Annotated in this window: 26 protein-coding genes, 1 pseudogene and 1 riboswitch; of the genes and pseudogenes, 1 reads left to right on the top strand and 26 read right to left on the bottom strand. The window is 39.9% G+C overall.

The window, feature by feature from the left end; translation table 11 throughout:
* The 11 genes and pseudogenes from CD03_RS0128070 to CD03_RS0128020 form a co-directional block, all read right to left on the bottom strand.
* A complete protein-coding gene (locus CD03_RS0128070) occupies positions 1-627 on the bottom strand; it encodes an ECF transporter S component (protein ID WP_027296466.1) in 627 nt (208 codons plus the stop codon).
* A 120-nt stretch (positions 628-747) separates the two neighbouring features.
* Positions 748-868, bottom strand: a riboswitch (FMN riboswitch).
* Between the two features lie 207 nt (positions 869-1,075).
* Positions 1,076-2,299: a site-specific integrase gene (locus CD03_RS0128065; RefSeq protein ID WP_027296465.1), complete on the bottom strand. Its 1,224-nt coding sequence runs from the start codon at positions 2,297-2,299 to the stop codon at positions 1,076-1,078.
* 90 nt (positions 2,300-2,389) lie between these two features.
* Entirely contained in the window at positions 2,390-2,605 is a 216-nt protein-coding gene (locus CD03_RS0128060; RefSeq protein WP_052378019.1) for an excisionase, read from the bottom strand.
* Positions 2,606-2,630: 25 nt separating this feature from the next.
* Positions 2,631-3,629, bottom strand: a complete 999-nt coding sequence (locus CD03_RS0128055; protein ID WP_027296463.1) for a conjugal transfer protein — start codon at positions 3,627-3,629, stop codon at positions 2,631-2,633.
* 22 nt (positions 3,630-3,651) lie between these two features.
* On the bottom strand, positions 3,652-4,740 hold the full coding sequence (locus tag CD03_RS0128050; RefSeq protein ID WP_027296462.1) for a phage tail tip lysozyme: 1,089 nt from the start codon (positions 4,738-4,740) through the stop codon (positions 3,652-3,654).
* Positions 4,741-4,761: 21 nt separating this feature from the next.
* On the bottom strand, positions 4,762-7,065 hold the full coding sequence (locus CD03_RS35115; RefSeq protein WP_052378018.1) for an FUSC family protein: 2,304 nt from the start codon (positions 7,063-7,065) through the stop codon (positions 4,762-4,764).
* A 97-nt stretch (positions 7,066-7,162) separates the two neighbouring features.
* Positions 7,163-9,610 (bottom strand): annotated as a pseudogene (locus CD03_RS35110) (ATP-binding protein); the annotation flags it as partial.
* On the bottom strand, positions 9,597-9,986 hold the full coding sequence (locus CD03_RS0128035) for a conjugal transfer protein (RefSeq protein ID WP_027296461.1): 390 nt from the start codon (positions 9,984-9,986) through the stop codon (positions 9,597-9,599). The pseudogene CD03_RS35110 and the gene CD03_RS0128035, both read right to left, overlap by 14 nt.
* A gap of 68 nt (positions 9,987-10,054) precedes the next feature.
* The gene (locus CD03_RS35105; RefSeq protein ID WP_063837263.1) at positions 10,055-10,336 is read right to left on the bottom strand and encodes a hypothetical protein; all 282 of its coding nucleotides are present in this window, start codon (positions 10,334-10,336) and stop codon (positions 10,055-10,057) included.
* The gene (locus tag CD03_RS0128025) at positions 10,333-10,683 is read right to left on the bottom strand and encodes a hypothetical protein (RefSeq protein ID WP_027296460.1); all 351 of its coding nucleotides are present in this window, start codon (positions 10,681-10,683) and stop codon (positions 10,333-10,335) included. The genes CD03_RS35105 and CD03_RS0128025 overlap by 4 nt, the downstream gene beginning before the upstream one ends.
* Before the next feature lie 87 nt (positions 10,684-10,770).
* Complete coding sequence (locus tag CD03_RS0128020) at positions 10,771-11,961, bottom strand: XRE family transcriptional regulator (RefSeq protein ID WP_242849166.1); 1,191 nt, start codon at positions 11,959-11,961, stop codon at positions 10,771-10,773.
* A gap of 331 nt (positions 11,962-12,292) precedes the next feature.
* On the opposite strand from CD03_RS0128020, the gene CD03_RS0128015 reads away from it, so the two are divergent.
* Positions 12,293-12,913, top strand: coding sequence for a hypothetical protein (locus CD03_RS0128015; protein WP_027296458.1), 621 nt, complete (start codon positions 12,293-12,295; stop codon positions 12,911-12,913).
* 290 nt (positions 12,914-13,203) lie between these two features.
* Here the strand turns inward: CD03_RS0128015 and CD03_RS0128005 are convergent, their stop codons facing one another.
* The 15 genes from CD03_RS0128005 to CD03_RS0127935 form a co-directional block, all read right to left on the bottom strand.
* Positions 13,204-14,607, bottom strand: coding sequence for a cell division protein FtsK (locus CD03_RS0128005; protein ID WP_027296456.1), 1,404 nt, complete (start codon positions 14,605-14,607; stop codon positions 13,204-13,206).
* A gap of 26 nt (positions 14,608-14,633) precedes the next feature.
* Positions 14,634-14,903 (bottom strand): hypothetical protein, encoded by a 270-nt coding sequence (locus tag CD03_RS0128000; RefSeq protein WP_027296455.1) that lies wholly within the window; start codon positions 14,901-14,903, stop codon positions 14,634-14,636.
* Positions 14,904-14,956: 53 nt separating this feature from the next.
* Positions 14,957-15,223, bottom strand: coding sequence for a hypothetical protein (locus tag CD03_RS0127995; RefSeq protein ID WP_027296454.1), 267 nt, complete (start codon positions 15,221-15,223; stop codon positions 14,957-14,959).
* A 14-nt stretch (positions 15,224-15,237) separates the two neighbouring features.
* Positions 15,238-15,783: a hypothetical protein gene (locus CD03_RS0127990; protein WP_156043052.1), complete on the bottom strand. Its 546-nt coding sequence runs from the start codon at positions 15,781-15,783 to the stop codon at positions 15,238-15,240.
* A 78-nt stretch (positions 15,784-15,861) separates the two neighbouring features.
* Positions 15,862-16,164, bottom strand: a complete 303-nt coding sequence (locus tag CD03_RS0127985; protein ID WP_027296452.1) for a hypothetical protein — start codon at positions 16,162-16,164, stop codon at positions 15,862-15,864.
* A 24-nt stretch (positions 16,165-16,188) separates the two neighbouring features.
* Positions 16,189-16,392 (bottom strand): hypothetical protein, encoded by a 204-nt coding sequence (locus tag CD03_RS38360; RefSeq protein WP_027296451.1) that lies wholly within the window; start codon positions 16,390-16,392, stop codon positions 16,189-16,191.
* Entirely contained in the window at positions 16,389-16,820 is a 432-nt protein-coding gene (locus tag CD03_RS35100) for a DUF961 family protein (RefSeq protein ID WP_052378017.1), read from the bottom strand. The genes CD03_RS38360 and CD03_RS35100 overlap by 4 nt, the downstream gene beginning before the upstream one ends.
* A 66-nt stretch (positions 16,821-16,886) precedes the next feature.
* Entirely contained in the window at positions 16,887-17,192 is a 306-nt protein-coding gene (locus tag CD03_RS0127970; protein WP_027296450.1) for a DUF961 family protein, read from the bottom strand.
* Positions 17,193-17,368: 176 nt separating this feature from the next.
* The gene (locus CD03_RS0127965) at positions 17,369-17,647 is read right to left on the bottom strand and encodes a hypothetical protein (RefSeq protein ID WP_027296449.1); all 279 of its coding nucleotides are present in this window, start codon (positions 17,645-17,647) and stop codon (positions 17,369-17,371) included.
* Positions 17,648-17,834: 187 nt separating this feature from the next.
* Positions 17,835-18,116, bottom strand: coding sequence for a hypothetical protein (locus tag CD03_RS0127960; RefSeq protein ID WP_027296448.1), 282 nt, complete (start codon positions 18,114-18,116; stop codon positions 17,835-17,837).
* A 48-nt stretch (positions 18,117-18,164) separates the two neighbouring features.
* Entirely contained in the window at positions 18,165-22,886 is a 4,722-nt protein-coding gene (locus CD03_RS36585) for a VaFE repeat-containing surface-anchored protein (protein WP_052378016.1), read from the bottom strand.
* A gap of 107 nt (positions 22,887-22,993) precedes the next feature.
* Positions 22,994-23,158, bottom strand: a complete 165-nt coding sequence (locus CD03_RS38125) for a hypothetical protein (protein ID WP_156043051.1) — start codon at positions 23,156-23,158, stop codon at positions 22,994-22,996.
* A gap of 11 nt (positions 23,159-23,169) precedes the next feature.
* Positions 23,170-23,331 (bottom strand): DUF6906 family protein, encoded by a 162-nt coding sequence (locus CD03_RS38120; protein ID WP_156043050.1) that lies wholly within the window; start codon positions 23,329-23,331, stop codon positions 23,170-23,172.
* Positions 23,332-23,362: 31 nt separating this feature from the next.
* A complete protein-coding gene (locus tag CD03_RS0127940) occupies positions 23,363-23,593 on the bottom strand; it encodes a hypothetical protein (protein WP_027296447.1) in 231 nt (76 codons plus the stop codon).
* 94 nt (positions 23,594-23,687) lie between these two features.
* A complete protein-coding gene (locus tag CD03_RS0127935; protein ID WP_027296446.1) occupies positions 23,688-24,563 on the bottom strand; it encodes an Ig-like domain-containing protein in 876 nt (291 codons plus the stop codon).

Here is a 24,563-nt window from a genome sequence, read left to right as displayed (position 1 = left end):
CTAATTTTTCTTAAATATCGGACTAATATACCTGTATAATAAAAATGTAATTGCCGAAACAATAATTCCTTTTAATAAGTTGAATGGAACTACCATAAATAGTGCAAAAGTTGCAATATTATCAATAGCAGGATTCAAAGCACTGCCCATTCCTACCAGAGCATCCATCGGCATTCCGAACGCTTTTGCATATACCGGAAGAAGAATAAATACATTCATTAAACTTCCAATGGCTGTCATGGTGATAATGCCAAGGATCATCCCAATCAGGGCACCCTTTCTTGACCGTACTTTTTTATAGACAAGTCCTGCCGGAACAATCAATGCACACCCTATTAAAAAGTTTGCCAAATCCCCGACTCCGGCTGTGCTGCTGCCTTTCATTATAAAATGGAGTAAAATTTTCACCAGTTCGATCACTGCTCCTGCCAAAGGTCCCAAGGCGAATGCCCCGATCAAAACCGGTACTTCACTTAAATCAATCTGATAAAAACTTGGAGCAAACCAAAGGGGTATTTCAAACATCATCAGAACGACGGATATCGCTCCCAGCATACCTATCTGTACCATTGTCTTTAAGTTTGTTCTTCCGGTGGTCCTTCCCACCACATTTGTGTTTGAGCTCATTGTTCATCTCTCCTTTTTCATTTAAATTTTAAAAGGAAAATTCCGGTAGAAAATAAAAAAGCCGAATACATTTGTATTCGGGGGTCTTCGCGCATTAATATTATGAATTATAAAACACGCATTTTTCTTCTCTCATCCAGACTTTACTGTCGGTATTGGAATCTCACCAATTCAGCCACTTTTACTGTGGGTCGCGGACTATACCGCCGGTAGGGAATTACACCCTGCCCCGAAGAATTTCCTTGTTTAGTTTTATTCATTATAACTCATTGTAATTGATTAATCAAGTACTTTTTTAGTGCATATTATACATATTTTCATACACAAATCGTTATACCTGATTATAAGTAATTCATGGAATGTCGTAAATTTGTCGTAAAATGAATAATTGATAAATGTTGTAGATAAGGCATTTTTCTTTACTTTCCCTTACGCAAATGTCGTAAAATCACCCTACAGTTGCACCTGTAGATTTCTTATTCATCTTATCCATTTGTTTTCTGACTCTTTCAAAATTTACGCTGTCATAAACCCTCATAATCATTTTTAAATCTCTATGCCCCATTATATGCATCAATGCATTTGGATCTACTTCGGATTCTGCCATATTCGTACAGCCACTATGTCGAAAAATATGATTTGATATATCAGGAAATTTGTTTCCCGTTTCTTTGTTATATTTGTTTATCATTTTAGATAGCATTTTATTAAGATTAGCCGGGTATAAGGGGGTACCGCTTTTGGAAACAAATACAAAATCTTTATACCCTCCTACTTCCATTTTAGATGGGTACTCTAGTCTTTTTTCCCTCAATTTACAAAAGCACTGATATGCTTCATCTGTCATAGGTATTTTTCGTTTTGTATTTTTAACAGTATTTTCAGTAGCATAAAACTGTGTTTTGCCCTCTTTTCTTCGGTAAACAATTCCATGATCGATTGTGACTACTCTCATTTTCATATCTATATCATTCCATGTCAAACCAATTAATTCATTAATTCTACATGCCAGTTCCGTCATAACAGTAAAAATCAAATAATATCGATCACAATTTCTGTTATATTTTAGAACCTCTTCAAAGAAAATGCTTTGTTCTTCCCCTGTCATGGCTTCTCGACTTTTTAATGATGTATAGTCTCTACAACATCCCTCTGCCGGATTTTTGCTGATAACTTCATCTTCTACTAACATTTGAATTGTTGGATGGATTATTTTATGCAAAATCTGTATTGTGCCATCCGCATATCCTTGTTTGGATTTTTGAGAATAAAAACGCTTAATATCTGATTTCTTAATATCACTAACCTTTAAACGTCCTAAAGAAGAATTTCTAATGTCTTTGTTATAATAATACATATAATTCTCGTATGTTGAATTAGCAAATTTATTAACATCCAGATATATCCTTACACTTTCTGCTAATGTCACCCGGGAATTTCTAATACTATTGCCTTGCTCCAATTCCTTTAGAATCAATTGTTCTTTTTCTCTTAATGAAATATCCTCTTTTGCACCACCTGGAATTTTATCGGTACTAACTAATTTCCAACTGTATGCTGAACTCCTTTGACCATCCAAATCAAAATACTTATATTCGTATTTTCCATCTTTCCTTTGACTTTCGCCTGTTCGAAGTAATCTCCCCTTATTATCTTTTCTTTTTAGTGCCATTTTTGCTCCTTTCAAATAAAAAAAAGAAGCCTTGATATGATTAATTTAGTTTATCACATCAAGGATTCTTTTTCAATTAGTCCACTCTTCTCATAAAGAATAGCTACGCTCAATATATTCATCTAATACCTTGCGCTTTATAAGCCTTTTATTTCCTACCCACAAAACAAAATCACATTGCTCATTATCAGAGATTTGTTTCAGCTTATTTATTCCTATTCCAAAATAAGCTGCTGCTTCCGTCAAGGTCAAATTTGATTTTTCCCAAATTGGTACTTCTGATGTTTTCCTTACATTTTCTTTCATAATCCACCTCATTTACTATTATGTTTTAATGTACCTTAATGATCTTCCAGTTATCCCCTTTCTCCAACGTAAAATCATACTGGGAGATTTGCGGTGTCTGGGAAATTTCATCAAAATATTTTACATAGAAATTTACCCGGACATTGTCTCCTTTCCCCTCTGTAAATATTGGATTCTGAACCTCCCAATATGTGTATTTCCCATCAAGCGGTTTTAACAGACCGTCTTTGACGTAATATACAAGTTCTTTTTCTGTTGCTGCCGGATACAGGGCAAAGAATGTCTCCAAAAAATCCGTAACCTCTTTCATGACCGTAGAATCCACGCTCCCATCCGCTGCTATGTTTTCCGGAGCAACCTTTGATTTCTTTGGAATACTGCATATGGTTGGATTGCTGACGATAAGCATGTTTCCGGTTTCATCCACAAATACCTTTGTCTCAAACGTATTAGTCTGGTATACATCCGTCTTTTCCGTCTCTTTCTTCTTTTTCTTTTTATCCTTAGATGCACGTTCCAGGTAAGACGTGACTTTCTGCTTAACGGAATACACAACACGGTACTCATTTTCCATGCCGTCTACCCCTTTTACATTCCACACCTGTACTTCCTGCACAGTGGCATCTGTTACCGTGGTATCGTCCAGCAGCCCTGTATTAACCAGAAGCAGGGATTCTGACATGTAATTGCCAAGATTCTGCATTCTGCCGTCCAGATCTTCTTTCTTCTTAGACCATGCGTGATAGATCTTTGCGAAATTAACCACATAAGTTTCTAACGCATTGGTATCCAGCAGTTTCATTTCCACTGTTTTTTCGATCACCTCGGTTCTGGTATCAACCGCTGTATAGTTTTTATATACCCCAAATGCAACGCTCCCGATCAGAAGCAGCCATAAAGCAAATACCGATTTTCTCCTCAATCCTATTTTTTTTACGCTCACTTTTTCCGGTTTTTCTTTCTTCTCTTTCGGTGCATGTTTTCCTTTTGGCCTATCTGCCTTATTCTTATTAAATAATTTCATACACTGCCTCTCTTTCTTCTTATTATTTAAAACTCTGAAACACTCTCTGTGCATAAGCAATACGGTTACTCAAATGCGAATCAGCTGCATGGCATCTTTCAAAGTTTGCACAAAAAGCGGTTGTTGCAAATTCAACATTTGTGCTTGTTTTAAACTCCGCATGGCTTATATTGTACTGACTGCCATATTCCATCCCGATACTAGTCCACAGCCATTGGTTTGTTTCCAGTTCCTGTATCATAAACTGAATCTGCACACCAAGGCTCGTACCGGGCCAGGGTTCTCCTTTTAATCCAGCAAAAGCGACAAAGGCCTCCCGTCTGCCAAATGTCCACTGGCAGATACCGATCCCCTCGCCATATCCGGCTTCTGTGGAATCTATCACGATGTCCCCGTTTGCATCTGTACCTCCCTCTCCTGCAAGATTTCCTACAATTCCCGCAGCTGCTTCTTTCGTATACCCGGCCCGCACAAATGCGTTATAAACTCTTTCTGCATTTGTTGCACCCGTCAGATCACCGATATCACCACCCGCTGGATATTCCGGCGAAAAGTACCCAATGATGGAAGAAAACGCTGCGGGATATGACCGCTGGCTTACCACATCCCCGCTGTTTCCCTCTATGGTATTGACCGTAGTCCCGTCACAGTCTGTCACAATTCCGATGTGATCTAGATCAGCCACTGTACTGCCGTCCCACTGGAACAAGATCAGATCCCCCCTCTTTGGTGTATAAGCACCGCCATGTGCCTGCCCGTCATACCACAAATTGTTTCTTTTCGCAAAATCCCTGAAATCATTGCACCATGCAGACTTTGGGATAATCCCGCTTTCAATATAACCGCATTCATTGGCGCACCAACTGACAAAAGATGCACACCATTCCACCCGGTTCCCAAAATCCATATATGACCAGAACTTCTGGCCGCCGTTATTCTCAGGTTTTAATTCTGCCATAGCAGTTTCTACCATCTCTTTACTGCCATTTCCCCCACTGCTGCCGCCAGAACCACCACCGCTTGCCCCAGTACTTTCATCTGCACACATGACAGAGATAAAAAACACCATGATCAGGAGAGGCAGAAATGTTATTCCTATCTTTTTTAGCATTCACATCACCTTTTTTCCTGATTAAATATCTTTCTTGTCTCTATTACGGTTTCTTTTCGGTCGGAATCTTCTCTTACTGTCTGCTTCTGGCTGTTGATAGGGCTTGCCATTCAGCATCGTTGTCCGGTATGTAGCCGAGTCAAAATAAGAATTTTCACAGCCTCCATTTCTTGCAGATACAGCACTGCCCTTTTCCGTATTTTTTCGGTTCCCATCATGATGTCCGGTGACTGCTTTACTTCTCACTTTTTCCAGATCTTCATTAATATAGTTTGAGGCATGATTGGATGGTTTCTCAGATAATTTTTCAGACAGTTTTGGATTACTGCCCCGGTAAATCTCTTTTCCTCCTGCATCCGTAACACCACTTGATCCTGTCTGCGCTGTAACCGGTTTTTGGCTGAAACCGGGTGCACCATGCATCTGATTCGTTTTTTCCTGTTTCCGTCTGCGGAGGTCTTCCCGCTTTCTGGCAAGGTCTGTCTGGTATGCGATATTCTGTTTCTGACGCTCCTGCTGTTTATTTCCTGCCGCACTCTGAAATCCATTCTTGACCCCTTTCACATTTTCTGAAACCGAATCTTTTGCACGGTTAACCGCATACAGCGCCGATGTGGGAGCATTTACCACGTTGTCTTTCGCCCGCTTCGCTTTTTCCAATGCACCTTTTGGCATACCTGCAATTCCCGCCGCCCTGGAACCCACTTTCTCTCCCAGATTCTTTTTCATGCGGTTTTTATCAGTGCTTCTTTCTGAAAATCCAGATGAACCGGGTATATTCTCTTTGTCTTCCCCACTCTGCTTTCTCTGTGATGTTTTTTTCGCATAGTCATGGAAGCTGTATGACTTGCCACCTTCCATATTTCCAGTGGCTTGTGTATTCATTTGCCTATTTTTCCTTCCTGCTCTTGATCCAACCAAACCGCCCACAGCACCTGCTAACATTGCCCTTCCTGTTCTGTTTGCCCGTCCGACTTTCACTCTTGCCCTGCGCTGTAAAGTACGCATGGGACGCATCATTTTTGAGCCCAGCTGACCCTCTCCATTGCTTTGAAGCCCTACCATGCTGAGGATGTCACCCATTTTTACATAGATTCCTACAAAGGTTACAATCTGTAAAAAGGCAATCATAAAAAACGGATAACCCGCCGATACGTTATAGAACATGGAAGATATGCTGAAAGCCACCACAAGAATCATGGTTACACCAACCCTTGTTAAGATGATGTGAAAGACTTTTTCAATCGCTCTTTTTGCCATTCCACTGTAGGTAGGCAGTAGGGATAATATAAATGCAATCACCAGAAACAGGGCATACACAATAAACAACACCTGTGACAAGATCATAAGCCCAGTAAGCAACAGGACAAAATAAGATATGACCAGGTTCACTATTAACAATAACAACACCGTCCCTAACCGGCTTCCAGCTTTTGCAACAGACAGGTAATTGTTGTTATTGTCTTCAATCTCTGCTTTGACTGCTTCTGTCCGTTTCTCTCCATGATCCTCATCCGGGCTGACCGATAAAATGGACTCTGCCCTTGCTTTCTCTACATCCGTACTGCCAAACTGCAGCAAAAGCCAGGGTTTATAGATCTGAACGTCAAACAGAAGATCCCGGATCAGATCTGCACTGTCTTTGTTTTCCCTCCCGGCATCCGGCATCGTTACACTGGTTCCAATGTTCAACACTTCTGTACTGAAATCCGATGAAAAATCATTTAACTTTTCCACATAAAAAGGAGCATATGCAATAAAACCCGTTGTTAATATAAAAATGAGAACAAAGGTAACCACTGTGTTTATGGCTTTTGTGACTTCTCTTTTTAACATTCCCGTATAGGTAACATATCCCCCAAGAATCACCAGAAACAGCCCTAACAGGCTGGGATAAAAACCAGTTCCGCTAATACCTTTTGGGGATACCCCTGCAAGCTGCTGGATATTATTTCCAATATAACCGGTCATGTCTTTTACGAAATCCAGCTTAAATGCTTCCTGTACCACATAGCCGGTAGCCGATGATACCAGCCGTACAATTCCCCATAACGCATCGGTAAGCAGATACACGGCATACAACGCCGTATTTCCAATACCATCCCCCCAATTCCAGGGCAGCCAGTCCCATGATTTATCTACATAAAAATCTAACTGGTAATTGTCATTAGCATACTTTGAATAATTATTTGCTGCATCAATGGTATCATCAATTAACCCGCTTGCCTGGACGTTCATGTACTGGCACAAGACAAAAAAAATGACAATGCTAAGCAATGCCATTCCGATAAACAAATATTTTCTTTTTCCTTTCACTGCCAGCATTGCATCACCTCATTTCTGCTGGTTCAGTACTACCAGATTCTATATGCTCTGACTCCACTTCTCTCATATCTGCACTTTTATCTTCGGATATGATATCTTTCTCTTTTTCCTGCGGCGGTCTGGTATCAAATCCATCAAAGAGATAATCGAACAGCACTCTGATCTGCACAATACCAACCCGTCCATATAAATCCTGCATCAGACACTGTCCTTTTCCCAGATTAAAAATCATGTCCTGGTTCCCTTTGTCGTCTGGATCTAAATGGAAAAACGCAAGCGTGTTTTTAATTTCATCCTGATCGAAACTATGGAAAGCAAATTTCAGCCCGATATGGTCTTTCATGGTTTTATCCGACAGATCCACTGTATTATGTGTCATAAACCAAACCCCGGCATTCATGGAGCGTCCCTGGCGGACAAGCTTATTTGCAAGTGCTTTTCCCTGGGGAACCTGTAAAATTGTCCACGCTTCATCCAATCCAACCATTTTATAGGTTTCACGCTCCATATGGATAAAATCCAATGCATAACTGCTGATTACCATAAGCATGGATATGCTTAATAGTTCATCCAGGGTATAGTTATCCAGTTCCGTACTCTGATCTGGAAGAATCAATTTTTCTATGGAAACAATATTCAATTGATTTTCCATGTTAATGGAGCGTTCTACTGTCCCATCGGAAAACAGCAGATTCCCAAAATGACTGCTTCTTATCGCATTTAAATATTCCGCAAGCGTTATTGCCGTTTCGGTTCCTTTTTTCATTAATTCATCGATTACAAAAAGCAGACCCCGCTTATCACGTTTTCCAACTGAATCGATTGCATTACTGAGTGTGATGTACCGTTCCCCGTCTGTCCGCTGTTTAATCCCAAGCAGGAAAGATAAAATAGTTTTCGCCAGGTCAGCGCCATCTTCTACCGTATTCATGATTACAAACGGATCTAACATGCCGTTGTTCTTTTTCTCATTTGTGATTTCAATTGCATTTATTTCCTCTGCCAGTTCTGGAAAATCTTCTTTCAGCTTTTTGTATTCCCCTTTTGGATCAATAATCAGGGCTTTTCCACCACGGCAGGTCATATAATACATTAGCAGCTTAAAGAGCATGGATTTTCCCCAGCCAAGGGAGCCGAGTATCGCCACCGCAAGGGCATTTGTTACCGCCCCGGCAACCCCCTGGCATGCCAAGTCTGGTCGCACATACACTCTTTCCCCCGTCTCCAGATTATCGCCAATATAAATTCCATCTTTTTCTCCTAAAATCTGTGAAGCACCAAAACCCAGCCCGGAGAGAAAATCACTTGTCACATACTGCACATAGTCATTTTCAAACCGTTTCCCCGAAGGCAGGAACTCTTCATGCAGACCGATCATGTCACCCAGGGGACGCACCAGCTTTATATTGGCATCGTCATAATAATCCCGCACAATTTCACAACGTTCCTGTAATTCTTCTTTACTGTCTGCGGTTACACGGATAACATAACTTAATTTGTACATAGAATCCTTTGTCGTTTCCAGATCTGCTTCCAGTTCGTCCACATCTTCCAATGCATCTATGATGTTCTGGGATGTTTCGTTCCCAGACATATAAGCATGATTGTCTAAATCTTTCAATTCCTTTTTCTTATTACGCACGGTCTTCTTTGCTTGAAAATTCGGTATGATGTCCACATTCAAGGATACGTCCACCGGGAACCCTAATCCCTGTCTTTGGTAATACAGCAGTTCACTGGATGGAAATTCTAATTCACTTGTAATGCTGCTGACCGTAAAGCAGGACACATACAGTTCTTTCTTTTCCGTTGTTATCTTAAAATACCGTCTGTTTTCATGGATTTCACATCTTGCCGGGCGGATGATATCATACTTTTTCACCAGCGTTTTCCGTTTAAACTTCCATGTTTCCATCGGATAAGTAAACTCTTCGAAAGCATCCTCCTGCTGGCCATACAGATATTCCAGAATGTAACCGTAATCATCTTTCGTTAATGAACGGAAAGAAAACCGCCTGGAAATCTTAGTCCTTAACAGACCTTCCATTGCCCGGTACCGGTTCACCTCTGCATCATCCATGACCACAAATTCACCCATTAATTCGGTATTTACCGAATGAATGAACTCCATCAGAACCTTTTGGAAATCTTTTAAATAAGTAAACAGATTTTGTTCCTCTTTATTTTTCATCAGCTTAAACCCAATAAAAAAACGGTAATCCGTCTGATTGCCGTTCTGGTTTTCTTCCTCAAACACTTCTGTCTGCATATCAATTAAATCTTCGGTAAATTCTTTTAAATCACCCTTGATCCCTCTTTTGGATTTCTCCTGTATTGTTTTTACACTGGACTGCGTACCAATCACCAGGGCATGGATTTTTCCGTTTCTGCTTTGTGCTACCAGCTGCCGGAAACGGTCACTTACCTGCATCTTCTGTTCTGGGGATAAAAAGGAATAATTGTATGGATTCATTTCATAATAGGCGAAACATTCCCCATCATGATTGAAAACCAGGTTATCTTCTATATACTTAATCGGGAACATAGACTTCACTCCTTACCGCTGTTACTGTTTTATTTATTTTCATCCGTTTATACCGAATGGGTTTTCCTCCATAGGTGGCTTTGGTTCTCATCAGATATCCGCTGAACGACAGGAGGAAGTTAAACGGCTTTTTCCCATCAAAAGTTTTCTGGCACATAAACCAGGTAAAAGCAATTGGCAGTACCACATACACCAACAGCTTATTTTCAATCAGGTTAAGCGGCGGCAGATCCCGAAAGATGACCACCATAAGAAAGGAAATCACAAACCACGTAATCTGCGACCCTGTCAATGAAAAGGGCAGGTTCCAATCTCCAAACGCATAGAAGACCTTTTCCACACTCCATATACTTGTATAACTTTTTAATCGTTTCAATTTACTACCTCTCTTCCATTTTCAAAATGCGGCCTGCACCTTTGGCCATACAGACCGCTTGTTTCCTGCTAAAAAATGTGATAAAACAGATTCAGACAAAAGCGTTTTCCAACATCAAATATCATAAAGCGCAATCCGAATATCTGATTAAACAGTTTCAGCAGCACATCCTTTACCCCACTTGAATTAAAGGTCAAACCAATTGCAATCACTGCAATCACTGCTGTAGTCGCCAGTTTGGTAGTTTCTCTCTTGATTGCAAAATAGAGTCCCATTATAACGATTGCCAGTAAAACAAGCTGCTGTAACTGTGGGGAAAGCCAGCTGTTCAGGTTAATTCCGAATGTCATTTATCATACCTCATTCTTTCTTTTTGCTGTTTTCTTAGTTCCATATTTTTTAATGTAGTTACATATCTGGCTCTGTTTGCCATGTATTTGTGTACTCTTTCTGCCATTTGCAGCAAATCCAGATGGTCTGCATAAGTTTCTATCTCCTGATTTCCCTGCCAACTCTTTTCTTTAAAAAATGTGTAATAAAATTCCTCTTCATCCTCATATTCATCATGCGGTTCTGCACTTCCTATGATGTAAAGAGTCGTTGTTTTCCCAGTGGCAAGATAATACATTTCATCTTTTTCCGTACCATGACAAATAAACCCATACTGTTCAATTTCTCTGCTCAATAACCCACGCATACCGTAATGCCCCTTTCTATAAGCACCACCACCTTTACCAGACCTTTTTTGAAAGTTAACTTTCAATATTTAAGTGATACCGCTGGCTTATCTATTTACATTGACCATATCTTCAATCGGTGTAGTCTGCTGTTTAATAATCTTTAAATGCCTTTCTGACAACCGGACATTGGATGCGATCTCTTTCATATAGGAAGTGCCATTTAAAGCATCGATCCTTTCCAGCATTTTCTGGCTGGGCATTACCTGATGTTCCAGCCATCCGATTGTCTTTTCCAATCTGTACGGTTCCGGTTTTGTTGTCAGCTTTAATTTATCCCGGTTCTTTCCAAGAAACCATTCCCACATGGGACAGGGCTTTTCCAGGGTGTGCCTTGTCGCCGGAGCATCAAAGAACCGCACATAATTGTTAATGATGGAAAAAATAGTGCTTTCTTCATCCGCCTTTTCCAGAAAATCATATATGGCATGAAAAGCCCTTTCATCTTTCAAACGGATTTCAAAACGATTTTTTATGTCCGCTTCTTCCATAGCAATCCCTTTTTTTACAAACTGTTCATAGTCCTTTTCATACAGGCAGAAATAAATTTCACTGGTTTTTGAACCAATGTATAAGGTTCTTCCCATCGTTGCTTTTTCTGCTTCCCTGCCTACCGAACTTTTTCTTCCACTGCTGTAATCCTCAAAACTTTTGAATTTTGACCAATACAGGTTATCTCTACATCTGTCTATCAAACTGCCTATTTTTAAAATACCTACATGGTCATTTATGGCTAAGTCTATCCGTTTAAAAACCGCATCCTCACCCCAACACACGTGAAAAAAGTCGTACCAAGTACGACCCTGCAAATCCAAGTATTGTTCAAACTCCCTACAACCCTGACCCTTTAATTCAATCAGCGTCCCAAGTTCTACCTTATCTGAAATCAGTACGAAGATGTTTCCTAAAACGTAATGCTCTGAATAAGTGTAAAAACCATATTCTTCATGCCGGAAATGTCGCAAACTAATGCACAAGATATCTTCCACCACTTTTGCAAAGTCATTTGTTGGGATTCGAATGCGTACATAGTCAAATAGGAATGACAACTGCGGCTTCTTTTTTAAGCTCCCCAAAGCATCCTGTAATTTCTCCCTTAACTTTTTAGAAACATTATATTTGCCTGTTTCTATACGGTTTACCGTCATCTTACTAACATCCATATAAATGGCTAACTGTTCCTGGGTAATTCCATACTTCTGTCTTTCGTCTTTGAAATCCTTTAACCACTGATCCATTTTCATACGTCCTTTACTTTATGAAGTAACATTTTGCCAAAATGTTTATCGACCGCTTAAAATCCGCAAACCTTTGTGTTTACAGGGTTTTTTGATCGGTTTGACCGCTTTAGGCGCTTAAGTCTACCCCCCTGTTAGATATGGGGGATTAAGCAGTCCGGCAGGGCTGCGCCCTGCCGGACGCATGCCAAAGACCCTGGCACCTTTCGCTTCGCACGGCACCCGGGCTTTGGCAGCGTTGCAGCGTTTAATCCTGCACTATTATCACCACTTCCAATTTATAACAAATTTTGATATAATTATTAAAAAATCAACATACAAGGAGATAAATATGTCTACTCTTATAAATAAATGTATAGATTTACTCACTAAGAAAGTTCGGAAATTCCCTAAAATTTTGATCATATTTTTAATCTTTGCCGTGTTATTCCCCCAAAAAGCTATTAATTTAAAAAATATACTCTTCGACAAAATAAACGACCTGTGTCCAGATTTGCTGACACAGCTTTATACAAAATTATATATTTCTCATGAAAATTTATTGACCATCTGGGGATTTTTGCTTATAATCTTTGCAATTACTCTCCTTTTGGATATCCTGCATCAATGGATAAATGATCGCACTTATATAATCATTAACCGTAGTTCAACAATACTATTTGAAATAAATACAGTTATCCTTTTATTAGTCTTGATTTATAAAATACTTTACGCTCCAGCTATGGAATTTCCTTCAGCTAGTCCCAATGATATCTATGGATTTTTTATTTCGTACTCCATTTTTTTATTTGTTTTGACTTTTGCTATAACCTATGGATCTGATTTTATTCTTTTGTTTCAAAAAATTCATGATTCTGGTTTATCTGTCAAAAAGAAATTTATTTTATACGTAACTTATATAACTGCTTGTTTCTTAATTTTATCAACAATTTATAATAAACTATTTCATTAAGTATCGAAAAAAACATAGTAACAAATAAGAAATAATATATCCTATTGCATATAACACACAAAAAAGTATGACTGATTGAGAAAGCTTTATCTTATATTTTTCTTCAACCTCCAATATTATTGCATAAGCAATATAAAACGCAGGAATAAGTGCCCCAATTGCATTTACATAATTAATCATTGACCTTTATCACTCCTCAACTTTTCATCCTCCTTCAATATTTTGCTTATAATAATCTAATTTACTACAATATTAGAAAATGACATACACCATTCGGTTCTGCCATAATATTATATTTCATCTTCCTTTTGTTCCTTTTCTATCTCATAAACTGCTTGCTTCTTTCTCACTAATTTACTTATTTCCTTCAAAAAATCATGCCCTTTCGGCACCTTTGGTGTATAAAACTCCGATATGACGCTGGTTCCTACATCTACATATCCACGCCCTTTTACCGGCTTTAGAAAAAACTGTTTCTGCGTCTCTCCAAACATCATGGAATATCCAAGTTCACTCATACGACCTAACGCAACCCGGAAACTAAACTGATCCCTGATCCCATCCCCTAAGTATTTTGCATCCGGCCGCTGGCATGCAAGAATCAGGAAGTATCCAGACTGGCGTCCCATCATAACAATCTTCTTTAATTTACTGATAACAGCAACGCTTTCCTTACTGCCCAGCATTTCCATGAACGCCACAAATTCGTCAAAAATAAGGAAATGGGCTGGAAGCCCCAGGTATGCATAATTTTCTCCCGTCTTATAGTTCTCCATTTTTTTCATATCTTTGTTTCTCTGCATCATTCCCTCATAAAACTGATCCAGACAATCTATCATGTCCTCCTGCTCATAATAGACATTCGGCATTACCGCAGCCAGATCCGCCAGGTCTGCATTTTTGGGATCTAATACATAGATTACTGCATTTGTACAGAGCAAAGCTTCAATAATCGTCAGGATCAAATATGTTTTTCCACCGCCGACCCCTCCGGCAATCAGCATGTTTGGCAGTTTATCATACTCCCACCAGACATTCTTCATCAGCCGCAGCTTTCCATCCACCGCCTGCACTTCCTCTATGGAAATGCGGTTTGCTATCATATCATAAATCAAGAGATACTCCACATAGGATTCATACAGTATTTTATCTGTCAATTCACAATACAGGCCGCTTTCCAGCTTTTTTTCCAGGTTTAAAAGCTGATCCTGGTATTTGCCCATGCTGATTCCAACCCGGATATAGAGCATCCCCTTATCCATGCGGTAATACATTTTCGGAAAATAACTAATTTTCTCTTTTGCTTTTCCAGACGGCTTATCTTTTAAAAATCCCTCATTTTTTACTTGTTCAGCTTCATACCAATGGTTTTCCAATACCATACGGGCAAGCAGCTGCCTGTGCTTCAGGCTTTTGAAATGATCCAGGCCATACCGATGATACAAAAAAACAGCCAATGCACAGACACCAGCCGCCACGAATACCGTTATATAATTGTAAAGAGTAAGGGAAATCTTTATGCTGTCCATAGAAAGCAGACTGAACCTGCTCCAATCAATATGCATAAGCTGCCCAAGGTTTAAAAGTACAAGCATCCCAAGAAACAGAGTCAAAAACGAACCTGCCACGAACCGGCTGACCAACAGCTTATTCCCCGCCCGGATACGTTTTCCCTTATAATGGACAATACCCATAAAACATTCTCATCGTCCTTTCTCCATTACTGGCATATCATATGAAGATACATAACCCGGTACCCTTCTTCCGTTGGTTCTACCACAAACAGAAAACGAATGCCGCAGTCCCCTTTTTTTAGCTTTTCAGGTTCTACTGGAACGGTCAATAAAAAATCTCTTTTCCCGTAATCCAGAACCCCCTCTTCCAGGTAATCATAAAGATAAGTTTCTGCATCATATGCAGGCTTTACTAATGCCTGGAATGTTTCCAGAAAGCAGTCATATTTCCATATGCTGTTCACGTCAAAATCCATACCGTTTCCTCCTTAATTTGTTAGCTACAGGCAGGGCATATGGGAAATGCTGTTTATTCCATACCAACATACTTAAGTCTGATGCCGTCATCCACTTCCGAAACTTCTATAAAGAATGTTACCGCTTTATGATTTTTCGTAAATTCCGCTTGCCATTCTATGTTTACTAGTCCGAATGCTTCTCCGATTACACAATAGCTTAAAGCACTTTCTAACAGCCCCGCCGCTGAACTTCTGCCGTCTTCTTCAGACACGCTCTCAAAATCTGCCACAAAAGTTTCATATCCTTCTACTCTTATGTCGCCAATAAATCCTTCCATTTTCATTCCTCCTGTTATTTTTCTTCATTTTCCAGGCCATTTTCCTTATGCAGACCTTCCGGGTTCCTCTGGGAAACAAGCTTCTCTGTATCTTCGGCTTCTCTTATTTCAGGGTACAGTATGCTGTATCCCAGGCGGTTCGCCTTTCTCTCCAAGAGTTCCCACACCTTTGCCAAAAGCCAAAATATACACGAGAAAATAAGTACTATTTTCCATGTCTGCCCTTTTGTAGAAGATAAGTTTCCAATCACCAGAAACGAAACCAATAAACCAGAAAACATTCTTACAAATTTCAAAGTAACCGCGTAATAAACAAGCATTCCAACCGTTCCCAGCTGAACCACGAACCTGCTGTAATCATTTGACACAAACATCTCATAAAACTGGGATGTATCACCCAATAAGAATCCTTTTCCCCAAATATCATCCAATACAATTAACATTCCCATCATACAGATAGACGTCTGAACCAATACCACGTAATCTTTACAAATGGAATAAGAGATGTTTGGCATTCCATCCTGCAGTGACCCCCACATTTTCCATATCCGTTTTTTCACTTTATACCACACAATTTCACCTGCCTTTCTGAACTTATTTTTAGCAGACAATCATCATCAACTGTCTTTTCTCAGCTTTCAATTCAATGTAAAACTGACATAAAAAATATCAGACTCTGAAATGCTGCCTGTTTCTTCACTGGTGTAAATACAAAACAAAAACTCAATCGGCACTTTCGCCCTTACTTTCTCTGCATCCACACACACCTGAAAACGAATATTTTCTTTCACGGCATCCTGATGATACAATTCGGTTTCCATCGTGTTTCGCAGGTTGTTTTCCGCTTCTCCTGCATACTCTGGCAGCATGATCTGCCGGAACAGATTCTCATAGGTGTCGTAATTTCTTACCCTTGTAACATCCAGGCTTTCCACATTCATGTTGTTTCCCTCCTTGTAATATCCTTACTTTTTCATTCTTACATTTGCATATGGAATATGCTTCATATGCCAGTATGCATCTTTTGTCAGCCGCTGTTTTTCATAATAATCCGCCATTCTCTTTTTCATATCTGACCCACTTCCTTTCCTAAAAAAGTAATAAGCAGCAAGCCTTTTGACCTGCCGCCTATCCATATCTAACACTGATAATGCCTTATTTCTTATCATTTTTTCTGTTCCTGCTGTTTGTTGCCGCCGTTTCCTCCCGGATTTGCATTCATGTTCGGATTATTGTTTACATTTGGATTTGAACCGCCTACAGGAACAATATTATCCGCATTGATAAACCACTCCACCTTTGCATTTGTTCCGAAAGTAGGCTCTGCCACCGCACCGAATACGGGATTCACCAGCTTCACTTTTGTGCCTTGTGGAATCTCTGCCACAGGTGCATCTGCCGGGATACCGACCTGGATCATCATCCCCTGCCCGCGGCTTCTTAAGTCATACTTCATTTTTCTTACATCCTCTGTTACGTTTCCTTCCGCATCACGCTCCATTACGTCTCCACGTTTGCCTGACATTTTCAATTCTCCTAAAACAAAATCCACGTCAAGCAGTATCCCCTTTGCTTTTCCATTACTTGTTAAATTCATATTTCTACCTCATACTTTCTTCTTTATCACGTTTACATTTCCAATTGCTTTACGGCTATGTCTTTTCTATTGCACTTTTCTCAGTTCCGCACCATACAGTCTATACTTTGTATAAGCCCTGTTTCCCCTGACTACGCCATAAGCTTCCAGTCTGGGTTCCACAATTTCTACAAGGTCATCCGGTTTTAATGTCCGGTCAATTTTTTTTGGTGATACCAGCACGTACACGTTGTCATTGATCTGTACATCGGAAAAAAGATTTACCTTTTTCAATGGTTCGTCCCCTCTCCTGGTTGGGAAATCTTCAATTCTTCCCATTTCCAATCTTCCGAAAAGGTCTTTCATATTTGGTTTTACATTCATTAAATTCATTTTTTCTACCTCTTGCTTTCTATTCTTTTTCTATTGATGATGTTGTTATTTATTCGAACTAATTCTTATTGCTTGCTGGAATTTGCAGATTATTTACATACAATTCTAATTAGCAACGTCTGATCCCAGCTGGTAATTCTTGAATTGTTTGACATCTATGAGTTTTTCACACAACTTTAACTGCGGAATCCCTCATAAAAAATGGCTACTCTGGACGATTCTTCATCCGCAGGAATTACACAAAAGTGAAAAGTTACGGTTCCATAGTCTTGTGTCCGTTCGGACTCTAAAACAACGTTTATACGCAAATTTTCCTTTTCCAACTCACAATCACCTATTTCTTTCAGCATGATCTGGTTCACATCTTCTTTAAACTCTGGTAGTATGATGCTTTCATAGTCTTTTTCAAATTCGTCAATGCCAAATACTTCAAATTCAATACTGTTTACTTTCATCTTCTTTTTCCTGCTTACTCCATAAGCGCTGTTTCCCAGCCCCGTTTAGGCTGTTACCATATAGTTCTAAGTAGTAAATCCGGTCTTGTACAGCCTGTTTTCCACCAAGAACTATATCGGATAAAGCCCCTACACCAGTTACCCTGGCACATATCTCTGCTTCCGGTTTTCCTTTGCTGGTTCCCTTTTATTCACTTACACCAGCATAAAGAAGCTGAGTCATATCAAATGCATCCTCGGGCATCCGTACATTGAAAATAAATTCTACGGGCTGCTTCTTTATTGTCTTTTCCCCGTCCAGAACCACACGGATTCCTCCTTCCACCGTATCGGCTTCTTTTACCATGTTGACAAAATCGCTATATGCATCACCCTTAAATTCCGGCAGTGCATAGGCTTCATAATCATTCTGGTATTCATCGATACCTGTTATCTCAAGTGCCCGGTAATCTACGCCATTTCTCTGCATAACTATCCTCCTTGTCTGATCCTGCCCAGCTCAATAAAATAGACACCTTTACAGATGTCTTTTCTTTCTTTTGCGTTTTAAGTTCCAGTAAATACCGCCGCCTGTTCCAATGGCAGCCACAACCAGCATAACCATCCAGACAGCCAGATTTGTGTTGTCTCCTGTTTTCACCGGTGCAGAAATGATTCCTTTCTTAGGCGTTTCCGATGGCTTCGGGGTTACGGTTGTTTTCACAGCTTTGACAAATTTAACAGTCTGCGCTTCATCCTCAATGTCCGCATGGGTGGCAATCTCTTTTCCCTCATAATACAGGGTTTCAAACACGACCACAGATTTGTCTTTTATGTCTGTGGCATCAAACGAAAATGTAACTTCCACAGTGCCGGTTGCTTTTTCTGCGGTAAAGGTGGTTTCTGCTGTGACCTCTTTTCCCTTTACTTTTAAAGCTTCTCCTGTGCTTTTATCCATCAGGATACCTTTCACCGTGTATTTCTTACCTGCAATCAGTCCCTTATAGCTGATTTGATCCACAATGGTTACTTTTTTCGCATCCGTGATCTCTTTCCTGCCAGTATCCTTCTCACTTGCTTTGGTACCAATTTCTGGGGCTTTAAATAGGATTGTCTGCCCTTTATCGTTCATATCTGAATGAGTCGCTACCTGTTTTCCATCGCTGTACAGGTCTTCAAATGCGACTACAGACTTTCCTTTTAGTGCACTGGAATCAAACGTGAATTTAACTTCTGCCGTACCGTTTGATTTTTCAGCAGTAAAAGTGGTTTCTGCTGTGACTTCTTTTCCATTTACCAGCAAGGCTTTCTGGGTAGATTTATCCATCAGAATACCCTTTAAGGTGTATGTGCTGCCAACAAGTAATCCCTCATAAGATACCGAGTCAATAATTGTGGTTTCACCTGCGTAGGCTTCCTGTCCGCCTGTTACTGCATCGGCAGCTTTCGTGCCAATCTTAGGTTCCGTGAATGTTACAGTCTGCCCTTTATCTTCAATATCTGCATGTGTGGCAATCTCTATTTTGTTATAGTACAGGTTTTCAAACACAACCACGGCTGTTCCCTGTAATGCACTGGAATCAAAGGTGAATTTCATTTCCACTGTACCGCTGGTATTGTTCGCCATAAATGTTGTTTCACTTGTCACTTGTTTTCCATCTGCCAGCAATGCTTTACCAGTGCTCTGATTCATCAGAATACCTTTTAAGTGATACTCTTTTCCAGCGATCAGGTTTTCATATTTCACCACGTCAATGATTGTTGTTTTGGAACTAACATTTGCTTCATGTTCACCTGTTGATTTATCCGTAGCCGTGGTACTGATTTTCGGCTCTATAAATGTTACGGTCTGACCTGTGTCCGCAATATCTGTATGGACAGCAATTTCTTTGCCATCCTGATAAAGACTTTCAAATGCGACTACAGACTTTCCTTTTAGTGCACTGGAATCAAACGTGAATTTAACTTCTGCTGTACCAGCTGCTTTCTCTGGGATAAAAGCGGTTTCTGCCGTGACTTCTTTTCCATTTACCAATAAGGCTTTACCAGTTGCCTGATCCATCAGAATACCTTTTAAAATATATTTAAGACCAACGGACAGGTTCGAATAATTCACTTTATCAATGATTGTGGTTTCACCTGCATAGGCTTCATGTCCGCCTGTCACTGCATCAGTAGCTGTCGTACCAATCTCTGGTTTTGGCTTGTAATCGTTGGTGATGGTACCCAGATCAACGGTAACACCGTCTTTAGATACGTTCACTATGAACGGTTTCAGGAGTACTTTATCTGCATTTGCCTCACAGGGCATTTCTTCAATTTTATAATCATCATAAGGCAGTGCACCTTTACTGTTATCAATTGCTTTTATATCGCCAAACCATACACCATCTTCCGCTGTTTCACCCCGGTTGGTATTCTGGGTATGCGGATTCCAGGTGGAAGACGTATCAAAGTAGCCGTTTTTATCGGTAACTACAATATGGCTTTCACCAAGTTCCCCATTCGCTTCTACTTTTGATATTTTAAATGGCACCCCTGCCATACGGTTCAGATCACCATCAGATACCTTGATACCTTTTAGATCACCCCTTTTGATTTCTTCGGGTGAAGTTACGGTTTGGTAAGACTGTATAATATCACCTGTAAATTCACCGGCAATAATGTTTTGAATGTGCAAGGTTGGATTCAACTTGTAACCTGTTGGGGTTTTACTCTCCTGAACAGTCAGGGTTCCGATTGGTACCACTCTTATACCAAACTTGTTTTTATAAAACTCATCTCCACTGACTTTTTCTGCAGATTTTAATATAATTTGACCGTCGGAATTTGTCTTTAAAACCCATATTCTAGTAGGCTTAATAGTAGCCAACTGACTTTCTGATGTATATTGTCCATCATAATACTTAAAGGTATATTCTGCTCCCGCCAGTTCGCCCTTTCCTGTTGCAACCTCTTTACCCGTTTCTGCATCAACTTTTTTTAGCAACACAGCAACAGGATCATTTGATGGTTCATTGGCAAAGTTAATCACAGATGTTTTTCCTGCTTCCACCTTAATCTTTACTGGTTCTGGATTTAAGAAAAATCCTTTCGGCGCTTCAATCTCTTTTGCCAAATACTGTCCTGCCGGAAGATCTAGCATCTGTGTTTTTCCATCTGCTTTTGTGATCAGAATCTCTGGTACTTCCTCTTTCGTTTCCATATTTGTCAGTTTGAATTTACAGCCCTCTAAAGAATAACACTTGTTGCCCTCGCTGATATCCTTATTCGAACTTACTTTTATGATCTGTGCCTTTCCACTTAACGGCGCATCAACAGATGTGAAAGTAACATCATTTAAGCGGTATGCACTGCCATCTTTAAATCCAAGACTCTCATCCACTACGACTTTGTAAATCCTGCTATCCAAGCCATAACCTGTTGGCGGTGTAAGTTCTTTTATAAAATAAACTCCATAGGCAAAATAAGGAAGCTTAAATTCAATACTTCCCTTTTCATTTGTGCTGCCTGTCGTAACCTGTTTTTTGCAGTCCTCATCTTCAAACACGCCATAAACTGCACCTGCTAAAGACAGACCAGCTGTCGGAGTAGGTGTGCCAGTCAGGGCATCTATTTTTTTACCAATGATCTTTGCTCTTAAAACAGAATCTTTAATGGTTACCGTTCTTGACGAACCAGCACCGAGCGTTACTTTTTTAATATCACTGTTCAGGGCAAAGCCTTTCGGCGGTATCAATTCCCGCACAAAATAGGTATCTGCTTCCAAATCAATGCCCGCTTTTATCATGTTGCCGTCTGCATCCGTCTTTATTTTTTTTACCAGCTGTGTGGCATCTTTATCGCTGTATACACCGAATGTAGCATTTAACGACATGTTTTTCTTGAATACGGAAGTATAATTATATGCGGTGAACTCTGGATCAGTGGTTGTCTTTGATACTTTCAAAGTACCATCAAAGTTTTGTTCATAGCTGTAGGTGCCGCTAAGGTTCTGATATCCGCTTGTATTGCTGTCATTCTGCCAATATACGCTGACCGTCACAAGCCCGTTCTGGGTATCAACTTCCGTAATTGTAATGGTATAACTTCCTGTCTGCCCGGTCTGTGGTGCTGCAAAATCATGCCCGGAAGCACAAGTACTCATTATAATATTTTCTCCTTTGAATGCACCATCCGTACAGACAATATAACCTGTTCCGTTATAGGCAATGTTGGGATGTCCATCATAATATACCGTTGCACGTCCTGCAAACGAATCACCGACTTTTGGATTGTCAATATCACCCGTATCTCTTGCTGTTTTTGCAAAGGCAGATGCTTTTGCCTTTTTACCGTCATCTTTTGTAAAGGAAACCTCAAATGTTTCATCAAAGTCCGCGGTAGCTAGAAAATGCCCTCTGGTATACTCTTTTTGATTGATGTTTTCCAGTGATTCCGGTATCGCATACTCTGTTGTCCCGGCTGTCCATTTAGTCATATAAGAACTCACGGTATACCCCTCTTTAGCTGCCGCTAAAACGGTAACTTCTACCGGGCTGTCAGGACTGGGATATTCGTATGTTACGGTCTCCCCCTCTGATAATTCTTTTAATACATTCCCTTTGGTATCAAGAATTTTAAGCAAGCCGCCATCCGTAGCCACACGGATAGTTTTTGTATACCCCTGCCCGTCTTTTGTTACTGCTGCGGTCTGTGTTTCACTTTCTGTAACCAGACTGGTTTCTGGCTCTGTTTCCAGTTTATTTTCCGGCTCTGTATCTTTTTCTGTTACCATTTCAGTTTCTGATTTTGCAGTCTTTTCATTCACTATTCCGTTTTCTGATTTCATCTCTTTTTCTACGGCTGTTTCTGCCTCTGATTCTGTAACTACATTGGTTACCGCTTCGGTTGTTGACACTTCCGTCTCTTTCGAAAATACGGTAAATAAGCGGACATGCTCTGCTGGCATGGTAAATGAAATTCCCGTCCTCTCCTCCTCTGTTTCTACGGTCTGTTCACCTTCCGTATAAACGGTAATTCCGCTAAGTGTACACCCCGCCTCCGGCGTTAAGGTTACATGAACCTGTTCTCCTGCCAGGTAAGCGCCGTCATCTTTATCCAGTTTCACCATGCCATGTTCACAATCATCTACTGCCACAGTATACACCGGATCGGTTTCCAACTCTGACGCCTGTACCGTCACTGCACTGCCTATGGAAGTCATACAGATAGACACTGCCGCCATCCAGGAAACCACTCTTCTCCATACTTTTTTCATATTTATATCTATTCCTTTCTATTGAATCCATTGTTTTGAGTGCATTAAAAAAGGAACCCATTGACGGAGGTTCCCTTATTTTCTGCCCGGTATGCTGTTTATTCATTTTATAATCCTTTTTCCTTTCTCTTAAATGGGAAGAACAGATTGTTCTTCTTACGAACCTGCTTCTTTTTAGCATATTCCAACAAGAGCGCAGCCTGTGCATCATCTTCCATACGTCTGTCATAATCACGTAATGTATCACCTTTCTTCCATCCTGCTTCTGTCATCCCATACCACCTCATATCTTTGGCAAAATTTTTATACGGTTCGTAAATTTATTTACAACCGTTATCGTATTTTCTGATTCTGACCGGAACCACCAGTTACGCACATTCAGGCGTTTATCATTTCTGGTCAGCTGTTCCTTTTGTTTTCTTGTAAGGCTCTTATATCGTTTCATTGTATGTTCCTCTCTACTATCAATTTTATAACTAAATGGGATATTCAAAACAAACTGCTAAATTTTCAAAATAGGTACATATGCGGCTATCTGTACTCCCAGTAACAACACCTGCATGCTTCAGATAATCCATGATCCCAAAGACCTGAAGAACATGCTGTTCCGGGTTGTTTCCTAATTCCATATCTAATACTGCACAATTTTCATGGTAACGGAGCCGCTCAAAAAGTGTCTTCCGAACATTTAGATCTTTTGCTTTCATTTTCTTCCTTTCCTGCTTTTCGGGTATAAAAAAGACCTACAGGTTTTAATCTGTAAGTCCTTGATTTAAATGTTAAAATTCAATTTTAATTTATCTATTCATAAACATATTCCGTTTTCCAGTAACCGACTTCATCATGGTATATTTCTTCATAATACATGGAATCCCATATAATATTAACTCTATCTCTTCCATGTTCATTTGTCATATTAGCATATTTATGCTCATCAAACACATTTTCATTTTCTGTTTTAAATCCACAGGAACATTCAAATTCGCTTCTTTCATTTACATATACTGGAATATATTCTATCCACGCACCCTCTGTTACAACCCAGACTTTTTTCTCCACAGGTTTTTTACTCGCTCCTGCATCTATATCTGGTATCGTGTCCGGTTTTGCCTGACCGCCATTGCCATTCGATGTTTTCTGTAATACTGTAACCGTACAGGTCAGCTTCTTTTTATTCTGGGTTGCGAATATTTTAACTGTACCTGTTTTTTTTGCCATCACCTTTCCATTAGTAACTGTTGCAAGACTTCTATTAGAAGTTGACCATTTAATTTTACCTGTACCACCTGTCACCTTTAGCACCTTAGTACTTCCAACATTTAAACTGATTCTGGATACATTCAATTTGGGATCAACTACCTGCACTTTACATTTATAAGTTTTTCCCGGTACCCGGCCTGACACATCCGTTTTCCCAGACCTCATTGCTTTTATCTTTATGGAAGTCTTTGTTTCGCCAACTGTTCTTACAACGGATGGTCTGCTTATTTTCCATGTTGTTCTCTTTTTCGTTCCCTGCATCCTTAAGGTATAAGTTTTACCTTTTTGCAAAGTAATCGTTTTTCTATTCAGCTTTGCCGCCTGGGTTTCTACTGGCACCAACATAGTAACAACCATCAAGATCAGTATGGCTAACATTCTAAAATTTCTAATCCTATTTTTATTATTTCTTTTCAT

The sequence above is a fragment of the Robinsoniella sp. KNHs210 genome, assembly GCF_000686105.1.
In the GTDB taxonomy this organism is placed as follows: Bacteria; Bacillota; Clostridia; order Lachnospirales; family Lachnospiraceae; genus Robinsoniella; species Robinsoniella peoriensis.
Note: the sequence above shows the minus strand (reverse complement) of the source record. Positions and strands in the feature narration are given on the sequence as shown.